The organism is uncultured Thiodictyon sp. (assembly GCA_903837595.1).
Lineage (GTDB): Bacteria > Pseudomonadota > Gammaproteobacteria > Chromatiales > Chromatiaceae > Thiodictyon.
Genome location: CAILVI010000561.1, coordinates 1 through 7823 on the forward strand (window position 1 = coordinate 1; position 7823 = coordinate 7823).

Annotated in this window: 8 protein-coding genes; 4 read left to right on the forward strand and 4 right to left on the reverse strand. The window is 65.8% G+C overall.

The window, feature by feature from the left end; translation table 11 throughout:
* Positions 1 to 582 precede the first annotated feature (582 nt).
* From QZY44_RS34205 to QZY44_RS34215, 3 genes are all read right to left on the reverse strand, one after another.
* On the reverse strand, positions 583 to 999 hold the full coding sequence (locus QZY44_RS34205) for an SCP-2 sterol transfer family protein (protein WP_295458450.1): 417 nt from the start codon (positions 997 to 999) through the stop codon (positions 583 to 585).
* Positions 1000 to 1153: 154 nt separating this feature from the next.
* Positions 1154 to 2230, reverse strand: coding sequence for a hypothetical protein (locus QZY44_RS34210; RefSeq protein WP_295458452.1), 1077 nt, complete (start codon positions 2228 to 2230; stop codon positions 1154 to 1156).
* 123 nt (positions 2231 to 2353) lie between these two features.
* On the reverse strand, positions 2354 to 2818 hold the full coding sequence (locus QZY44_RS34215; protein WP_295458454.1) for a hypothetical protein: 465 nt from the start codon (positions 2816 to 2818) through the stop codon (positions 2354 to 2356).
* A 177-nt stretch (positions 2819 to 2995) separates the two neighbouring features.
* On the opposite strand from QZY44_RS34215, the gene sufB reads away from it, so the two are divergent.
* From sufB to QZY44_RS34235, 4 genes are all read left to right on the forward strand, one after another.
* The gene (sufB, locus tag QZY44_RS34220) at positions 2996 to 4438 is read left to right on the forward strand and encodes a Fe-S cluster assembly protein SufB (protein WP_295458457.1); all 1443 of its coding nucleotides are present in this window, start codon (positions 2996 to 2998) and stop codon (positions 4436 to 4438) included.
* A 20-nt stretch (positions 4439 to 4458) separates the two neighbouring features.
* Positions 4459 to 5211: a Fe-S cluster assembly ATPase SufC gene (gene sufC / locus QZY44_RS34225; RefSeq protein ID WP_295458462.1), complete on the forward strand. Its 753-nt coding sequence runs from the start codon at positions 4459 to 4461 to the stop codon at positions 5209 to 5211.
* Positions 5208 to 6512, forward strand: coding sequence for a Fe-S cluster assembly protein SufD (gene sufD / locus QZY44_RS34230; RefSeq protein ID WP_295458466.1), 1305 nt, complete (start codon positions 5208 to 5210; stop codon positions 6510 to 6512). Before sufC ends, sufD begins: the two co-directional genes overlap by 4 nt.
* Before the next feature lie 133 nt (positions 6513 to 6645).
* Positions 6646 to 7047 (forward strand): SUF system Fe-S cluster assembly protein, encoded by a 402-nt coding sequence (locus QZY44_RS34235; protein WP_295458469.1) that lies wholly within the window; start codon positions 6646 to 6648, stop codon positions 7045 to 7047.
* 240 nt (positions 7048 to 7287) lie between these two features.
* Here the strand turns inward: QZY44_RS34235 and QZY44_RS34240 are convergent.
* Positions 7288 to 7823 (reverse strand): hypothetical protein (locus QZY44_RS34240; protein ID WP_295458472.1); only part of this gene is annotated, 536 nt, incomplete at its 5' end.

Genomic DNA, 7823 nt, shown 5'->3' on the forward strand with positions numbered 1-7823 from the left:
CAGTGGTATTGCCCGCAAACACCGAGATGGCGACTGGGCAACCGCGCGCATCAGTCAGCAATCCATAGTTGACCTGCAATTTGCCCTTTTTCTCGTCACGGGAATAGCCGCGCGCAGCCAACGGACACGACTCAGCCTCGAAATAGCTGGAGGACAGGTCGTAGAGCACCCGTCCACCCTCCTGCAAATGCCGCTTGGCCAGTCGCTGCTCAATGGCGGGCTACCGCTCCCGCAGCCAATCCAGCGCCGCATACAGCGCATTCTCATCGGCATCCCCCTTCGAGGTCCTGGACGAGAAGGGCGTGGGCAAGCTGATGGACCTGGCGGTCAAGTGGGGCCGTTCCGTCAAGTCGGACCTCTCGAAGGTCGCGACACCGCCCGTGCATCTGCAAGGATGCGCGGGCGCTGTCGTTTTGGGGCTATCCTGGCCAGGGCGCTCGGTCCGCACCCCAGCGATACGACAGATAGGCAGTTGCCGAAAACCCTGGGGTTCAGCTCTTACCTCGTTTTTCTGTTCCGTTGCACCCTGAGCGGGCGTGACGTTCAGTCATGCTGGCTATAGCTGACCCATCGCACGTCCTTTCAGAGCTTGTCGGCGCCGATCATCTGCATCAGGCCGAAGCTCTTGACGAATGGGTTGGCCATCCGCGGGTCCTTGAGCATCGCCTTATAGTCACCGACCTTGAAGTGGAGCTTGCCGGTCATGAAGGCCATGCCCAGACCGGTCATGCCGATACCGTTCTCGATCCACTTGAGCCAATCCTTCGGGTCGGCGCGCATGTCCCAATTGGGTGCTGGGGCGCTCGCCGACCAGGCCCCGGCATCCACGCAGACGCCGTTCTCCACGATGAACAGACTGCGCGGGTTCTCTTCATTCTTAAAGCCGCAGTAGACCACTGAGTTGAAACCGATCTCCGCGAGTTTTTCGCAGACCTCGGGCTCCCCGTTCCAGGCGTTCTTGTACTCGTTCATCCAGTCGGCGGAAAAGAGTTGGGCCATCTTGATTGTTCTCCAGGTGAGTGTCGAGTGGTCTGGACCTTGGACGGTCCCGGCAGGATTGGGGGGAGTCGCGGCACAGGATCGGTGACCCCCGTTTCCGGCTTGCCGCGAATTCTATCAGGGTTTAACGGGAAGGATACGGTGACTGATCCGCTCAGCCCGCCGTACGACCGCCATTGTCGACCTTGGCGGGCGCGGGCGCCGCGGGGAGTGGAGCGGCTTCGGCCTCGTTACCCGGCCGCGGCGCGACGGGAGCGCCGCCATCAGTCTTGTCGACCTTGGGGGGCGCCCCGGTGTCGGCCCCGGTGCCCGGCGGCGGCGCGACGGGTGCGCCGACGACAGCGGTCGTCTCGACCTTGGGCGGCGTTCCGGTGTCGGCCTCGGCGCCAGGCGGCGGCGCGAGGGGTGCGCTGCCGGAGGTCTTGTCGACCTTGGGGGGCGTTACGGTGTCGGCTCCGGCGCCTGGCGGCGTTGCGACGGGTGGGCCGCCGGCCGTCTTGTCGATCTTGGGTGTCGACGCGGCCCCGGCCCCGGCGCCTGGCGGCGGTGCGACGGGTGCGCTGCCGGCGCTCGTCTCGACCTGGGGGGCGGTCGCGGTAGCGGGTACGGTGCCAGACGGCGGCGCGACGGGTATGACGTCAGCGGTCCTGTCGATCTTGGGGGACGTTCCGGTCTTGGCCCTGGTGCCTGGCGGCGGCGCGACGGGTGGCACCGGGGCAGGCGTCACGGTGTCGGCCCCGGTGCCGGGTGGCGGCGCGACAGGTGCGCCGCCGGTGGTCTTCTCGCCCTGGGGGGCGACCGCGGTATCGGCCCCGGTGCCTGGTCGCGGTGCAACGATTGCCCCGCAGGCTTTGATGCATTGCGTGTATTCCCGTTTGCAGCTGTTGACGTCCTCGTCCAGACAGCGGGTGGGGGCCGCGCAGCTGCGGCCAGCATTCGCAATGCAAAGGTCATAGGCGGCCCAGGCGTTGGCGGCCCCCTGGGGGCACGCCTCCGCGCGGTTCTGCTGGAGCTGTTGACACTGTCCCTTGGTCAGCTCGCATTGTCCGCGGCAGCTCTTGGCGTCCGGGCTGCCGGACCGAATCGTCTGCGGCTGTGGCGCGGGCTCGTCGCGCCCGTGGCTGCAGCCGACGAGCAGTGCGATGACGGCGACCGCACCCAGCGCGGCGATTATCCGGGCGAGCGGGCGGGACTGGCGGTCGGTGCGAGAGGAGGTCTGCGGCAAGTGCATCGGGGGTCTCCGTTCGTGGGCAGTCAATGGCGGCGGCGGGCGGATCGACTCAATCAGCAAGCGGGGACCAACGGCGTTCTTCTTACCGGGTGTTGGCGTGCCGACATTGCCCCGACGATGGTTTCAGCCCGCCGCGCCACCGGTCTTGTCGGCCTTGGCGGGCGGTGCGCTGCCGGTCGCGGCGTTCGGCCGCGGCTCGCCGCTCCCGCCGCAGGCCTTGGCGCAGGGCAGGTATTCGCGTTGGCAGATGCTCATGTCCGCCCCGAGACAGGTGTAAGGCTCACCGCAGTTGCGCACCCCGGGCTTGCGGCATTGGCCGCCGTCCGCTGCGGCAACCTTGAGCCCAGCAGCGCATCCCAGCTCGCGGTTCTGCTGACGCTGTTGACACTGGGTCTTGAGCACGTTGCACTCGTCGCGGCAGTGCTGGTCGCCGGGGCCGCCCGCGCGCAGTAAGGGCACGTCCCCAGTGCAACCGGCCAGCAGTGCGACCATCGCCACCGCCCCGATCGCGGGGATGACCCTGGAGAGCAGCGGGGCCTGGCGGCGGGGCCTGGGGGGGGTCTGGGGGGCGGTCTGGGGCAAAGGCATCGGGGTTCTCCGTAAGGGCCGGCCGGATCGGCGGGTTGGGTGACGCGCGTTGGGGGCCGACTTTACCATAGGCTGGACCGCGTTCAGACTGAGCGCTTGCAACGCCGCCCGCCAGACGTATATTTGAAACCTAGTGGCCTGCTCAGAAATGGGCGCGACAGCGCGCCGGAGCCTGTGATGACTGTCAGTTCTGCCGTAGAAGCGATCGTTACGTCGGAGTACGAACATGGTTTCGTGACCGAGATTGCGTCCGACACCCTGCCGCCCGGTCTGGACGAGGGCGTGGTGCGGGCCATCTCCGCGCGTAAGGGTGAGCCGGAGTTCATGCTCGACTACCGTCTGCGCGCCTTTCGACACTGGCAGACGATGACTGCACCGCGCTGGGCCCAAGTGCATTATCCGCCGATCGACTTCCAGGCAATCTCTTACTTCTCCGCCCCCAAGTCCAAGGACGGCCCCAAGAGCCTGGACGAGATCGACCCCGCGCTGCTTGAAACCTACACCAAGCTCGGCATCCCGATCGAGGAGCAGATGGCCCTGTCCGGGATCGCGGTGGACGCTGTGTTCGACAGCGTGTCGGTGGCGACCACCTTCCGTACCCAGTTGGCCGCGGCCGGCGTCATTTTCTGCGCCATCTCCGAGGCGGTCCATGATCATCCGGACCTGATCAAGCAGTATCTGGGCTCGGTCGTCCCCCACACGGACAATTTCTACGCCGCCTTGAACGCCGCGGTCTTCAGCGATGGGACCTTCGTCTATGTGCCAAAAGGTGTGCGCTGCCCGATGGAGCTCAGCACCTATTTCCGCATCAACGCCCGCAACACCGGCCAGTTCGAGCGCACCCTGATCATCGCCGAGGCGGGCAGTTACGTCAGCTATCTGGAGGGCTGCACCGCCCCCATGCGCGACGAGAACCAGCTCCACGCCGCGGTGGTGGAGCTGATCGCCATGGACGACGCCGAGATCAAATACTCCACGGTCCAAAACTGGTACCCGGGCGACGCCAAGGGGCGCGGCGGCATCTACAACTTCGTGACCAAGCGCGGGGACTGTCGCGGCGCCCGCTCCAAGATCTCCTGGACCCAGGTCGAGACCGGCTCGGCCATCACCTGGAAGTATCCCAGTTGTCTGCTGCGAGGGGACGACTCGGTGGGTGAGTTCTACTCGGTGGCCGTCACCAAGGGCCGCCAGCAGGCCGACACCGGGACCAAGATGATCCACTTGGGTCGCAACACCAGTTCGACCATCGTGTCCAAGGGCATCGCGGCCGGGGAGGGCGAACAGACCTACCGGGGGCTGGTGCGCATCGCCACCAAGGCGGCGGGGGCGCGCAACCATACCCAGTGCGACTCGCTGCTCATCGGGGCGCGCTGTGCCGCCCACACCGTCCCTTACATTGAGGTCAAGAACCCGACGGCGCAAACCGAGCACGAGGCGACCACCTCGAAGATCAGCGATGACCAGCTGTTCTACTGCCGCTCGCGAGGACTGACCGCGGAAGATGCCGTCTCGATGATTGTCAACGGCTTCTGCAAGGAGGTCTTCAAGCAGCTCCCCATGGAGTTCGCGGTGGAGGCCCAGAAGCTCTTGAGTATCAGCCTCGAAGGCGCCGTCGGTTAACCAACAGGAGAAAACGCAAGATGTTGTCTGTGAAGGGCCTGAGGGCCAAGGTCGGCGAGAAGGAGATACTCAAGGGGCTCGACCTGGAAATCGGTCGCGGTGAGATCCATGCCATCATGGGCCCCAATGGCTCCGGCAAGAGCACGCTGGCCCATGTGTTGTCCGGCCGTGACGGCTATACGGTGACTGCCGGCAGCGTCACCTTCGATGGTCAGGACCTGCTGGCACTGGCGCCGGAGGAGCGCGCTCACCTGGGTCTCTTCCTCGCCTTCCAGTACCCGGTGGAGCTACCGGGGGTCAACAACACTTATTTCCTCAAGGCCGCGCTCAACGCCATCCGCGCGGCGCGCGGGCAGCCGGAACTGGACGCGGTGGCCTTCATGCGTCTGATGAAGGAGCGGCTCAAGGTCCTGCACCTGGACGATTCGCTGCTCAAGCGCCCGGTCAATTTCGGGTTTTCAGGCGGGGAGAAGAAGCGCAACGAGATCTTCCAGATGGCCATGCTGGAACCAAAACTGGCCATCCTTGATGAGACCGACTCGGGGCTCGACATCGACGCCCTGCGGATCGTCGCCGACGGGGTGAATGCGCTGCGCAACCCCGAGCGCTCGGTCATCCTGGTTACCCATTACCAGCGCCTGCTGGACTACATCCAGCCGGACTATGTCCACGTACTCGCCCGCGGTCAGATCATCCGCTCCGGCGGTAAGTCGTTGGCCCTGGAGCTCGAGGAGAAGGGCTATGGCTGGCTCGGGATCGAGGAGGCGGCATGAGCGCCGTGTCCGGTTTTGAGCAGTGGCTTGCGCCTGCCGAGGCGGCCGCCAGCGGTCTTCAATGGCTGGCGACGCGGCGCGGCGAGGCGCGCGCCCGGGTCCAGGGACAGGGCGTCCCCGGCACCAAGCAGGAGGCCTGGCGCTATACCAGCCTGACGCGCCTGCTGGAACAGGGCTTTTCCGCGGTTGCGGAGTCCGTGCCCCTGCAACCGGAGGCGATCGAGCACCTGCTCATCCCCGGGCTGGAAGCCTGGCGCGTCGTGCTGGTCAACGGGCGTTTCGCGCCGGAATTGTCGGCGCTCGCTGGCCTGCCGGCCGGGGTGCGGATCGGCAGTCTGGCCGAGATCCTGAGGACGGATCCGGACGCAGTGAAGGACCGCCTGAACACCATCGCCGGTCCCGACCAGCCGCTCTTTTCCGCGCTCAACACCGCGGGCCTGGATGACGGTCTAGTGGTGCTCATGGATGCGGGCACCGCCTTGGCCCGACCCGTCGAACTCATCCACCTGTCGGTCGGCAGTGAGACCCCGCGGGTCGCCCAGCCGCGACACCTTGTCGTCTTGGCGGCCGGCACCCAAGCCCATCTGATCGAGCGCTATGTGACCCTCACCTATGCGCTCTATTGCACCAACTCGGTCCTGGAGGTCACGCTCGGGGCGGGTGCGGTGCTGGAGCACCAGCGCATCCAACTGGAGAGCCCTGACGCCTTCCACCTCGCCGCGCTCTATGTGCGCCTGGGCGCCGCGAGCCGCTATCGGTGCACGAATATCGCCGTGGGTGCCTCCTGGGCGCGGACCGACCTTACGGTCCGTTTTAGCGGCGAGCACGCCGCGTGCGACCTCCAGGGGCTCTATCTGGTTGGGGAGCGGCAGTTGCTCGACGTCCATCTGGATGTCGACCACTGCGTGCCGCGCTGCGTGAGCCGCGAGTACTTCAAGGGCATCCTCTACGGCAAGGGTCGCGCCGTGTTCGACGGCTGCGTCCATGTCGCCCGCGACGCCCAGCAGACCGATGCGGCGATGACCAACCGGAATCTGATCCTGTGCGAGGGGGCGGAGGTCGATACCAAGCCGCAGCTGGAAATCGAGGCCGACGACGTCAAATGCAGCCACGGTACAACCGTCGGTCAACTCGACCCGGAGCAACTGTTTTATCTGCGTTCCCGCGGCATCGGTGCCGCGCTTGCGCGGCGTATGCTGTGTTTGGGATTCGCCGGTGAGATCCTGGACGCACTGACTCCCGAGGCACTGCGCATGCAGGTGACGCAAGAGGTCGGGCGGCGCCTGGAGCAGGCGACCTGAGCCCATTGGTCGCCCGAGTGACACCGCGAACCACCGCGCTGGTGACACCGCTCTGCGGTGTCACGCCGGTGTCAGGCGCTCCGCGCCGCGAATGCCCCAGACCATCGAACCGCACAGCATAAAGAGGTTTTCTATGAACCGTTTGGCCCGTTTTGCGGGCTTCGGCCGAGCCGAGGCGCCGACGCAGTCCTCCGGGCACCCCACCGAGGTGGTCGTTGAACGCATGGACTGCGAGGAGTTGCGCGAACCCATCATCGAGGCCCTGCGCGGCATCTACGACCCCGAGATCCCGGTCAACATCTATGACCTGGGTCTGATCTATACCATTGCGATCAGCCCCAACGGCGACGTGGCCATCGACATGACCCTCACCGCCCCCGCCTGCCCGGTGGCCGGCCTGATGCCGCAGATGGTCAAGGACGCGGTGGCCGTTGTCGAAGGGGTCGGTGAGGTCGCGGTCGAGTTGGTCTGGGACCCGCCCTGGAGCCAGGAGCACATGAGCGACGAGGCCAAGCTTGAGCTTGGAATGCTCTAAGGAAGTACCTTATTCCGCCAAATCTTGCGCCTGCCCAAGCCCAAAGGGGCGCTACATACCAGCCCAGGGCAACGCCCTGGGGATGCCGGACGACTGACCCCAGCCCTGAAAGGGCGTGACATAAGGAGCCCCACCGTATGTCACGCCCTTTCAGGGCTGGGCCGAATAAACAACGCTGGCCCAGGGCGTTGCCCTGGGCTCATATGTTCGACCCCGTTGGGGTCGGTCCTGAAGGGCGACCTACACTGAGTGCTGACTGAGCCTCAGCGCGATACGCCGCATCAGTGTCGGGCTGTCGTCCGGACCCTGGATATAGAGCGGCTTACCGTCCCGCCCATAGCTGAACTCGACGGTGCAGGAGGCCGCGTCGATACCACCGAAGATCGCCCGGGCGATCCGGTAATCCGCATGCGGTTCAAAGCCTAATGCCTTGGCATAGTCCACCGCCCCCTCAACCAGCTTGCATGCATACTCGGGCTCCTGTCGTTCGAGTACCTCCACAGCACCCGACTGGATGTGCGCCAGGAGCGAGGCGTATTCAGCCTCATCCACGATATTGTACAAGGCGTTCTTGACCCCCAGGCAATAGGTGTCAACCACGAAACCCGCAATGGCGTAGCGCCCATCGGGCAGCCGCCGGTTGAACCAGACGGTGCCTATTCCAATGTCGTGATAATTGCTGGGGGCGAAGACATCGGCAATCGGCGCCAGCGCCGCCCTCGCCCAGCCCGGCGGCAGCGAGCGGCCGACCGACGGACGCGCCGCGCCCGCCTTGG

Excerpts from the sequence above, each read along its gene's own strand:
- sufC (WP_295458462.1), top strand. The coding sequence starts at position 4,459 with ATGTTGTCTGTGAAGGGCCTGAGGGCCAAGGTCGGCGAGAAGGAGATA.
- sufD (WP_295458466.1), top strand. The coding sequence starts at position 5,208 with ATGAGCGCCGTGTCCGGTTTTGAGCAGTGGCTTGCGCCTGCCGAGGCG.
- QZY44_RS34205 (WP_295458450.1), bottom strand. The coding sequence starts at position 999 with ATGGCCCAACTCTTTTCCGCCGACTGGATGAACGAGTACAAGAACGCC.
- QZY44_RS34210 (WP_295458452.1), bottom strand. The coding sequence starts at position 2,230 with ATGCACTTGCCGCAGACCTCCTCTCGCACCGACCGCCAGTCCCGCCCG.
- sufB (WP_295458457.1), top strand. The coding sequence starts at position 2,996 with ATGACTGTCAGTTCTGCCGTAGAAGCGATCGTTACGTCGGAGTACGAA.
- QZY44_RS34215 (WP_295458454.1), bottom strand. The coding sequence starts at position 2,818 with ATGCCTTTGCCCCAGACCGCCCCCCAGACCCCCCCCAGGCCCCGCCGC.
- QZY44_RS34235 (WP_295458469.1), top strand. The coding sequence starts at position 6,646 with ATGAACCGTTTGGCCCGTTTTGCGGGCTTCGGCCGAGCCGAGGCGCCG.